This window comes from Bacillus cereus group sp. BfR-BA-01330 (genome assembly GCF_022663885.1).
GTDB lineage: Bacteria > Bacillota > Bacilli > Bacillales > Bacillaceae_G > Bacillus_A > Bacillus_A cereus.
Genome location: NZ_JAKUGK010000034.1, coordinates 1 through 424 on the forward strand (window position 1 = coordinate 1; position 424 = coordinate 424).

The window sequence follows — 424 nt, forward strand, 5'->3', positions numbered from 1 at the left end:
TCGGCGGTTCGATCCCGTCATCCTCCACCATTTAGCCGACTTAGCTCAATTGGTAGAGCAACTGACTTGTAATCAGTAGGTTGGGGGTTCAAGTCCTCTAGTCGGCACCAGTTTTTATTGTAAGAGCCATTAGCTCAGTTGGTAGAGCATCTGACTTTTAATCAGAGGGTCGAAGGTTCGAGTCCTTCATGGCTCACCATTTTAATTAATATGCGGGTGTGGCGGAATTGGCAGACGCACTAGACTTAGGATCTAGCGCCTTTGGCGTGGGGGTTCGACTCCCTTCACCCGCACTTTTAATAAAATATCTCAAACATGTCTTGCGGAAGTAGTTCAGTGGTAGAATACAACCTTGCCAAGGTTGGGGTCGCGGGTTCGAATCCCGTCTTCCGCTCCAATTTTCAATATGACATGCCGGGGTGGC

The 424-nt window shown here is 48.8% G+C and carries 4 tRNA genes; all 4 read left to right on the plus strand.

Annotated features, from left to right (window positions below):
- Nucleotides 1-34: 34 nt before the first annotated feature.
- The 4 genes from MR112_RS28690 (at nt 35) to MR112_RS28705 (ending at nt 397) form a co-directional block, all read left to right on the plus strand.
- Nucleotides 35-110: transfer RNA gene (locus MR112_RS28690), tRNA-Thr, on the plus strand.
- Between the two features lie 13 nt (nt 111-123).
- Nucleotides 124-199: transfer RNA gene (locus MR112_RS28695), tRNA-Lys, on the plus strand.
- Between the two features lie 13 nt (nt 200-212).
- A tRNA-Leu gene (locus MR112_RS28700) sits at nt 213-293 on the plus strand.
- A 29-nt stretch (nt 294-322) separates the two neighbouring features.
- Nucleotides 323-397 (plus strand) — tRNA-Gly (locus tag MR112_RS28705).
- The last annotated feature ends 27 nt before the right edge of the window (nt 398-424 follow it).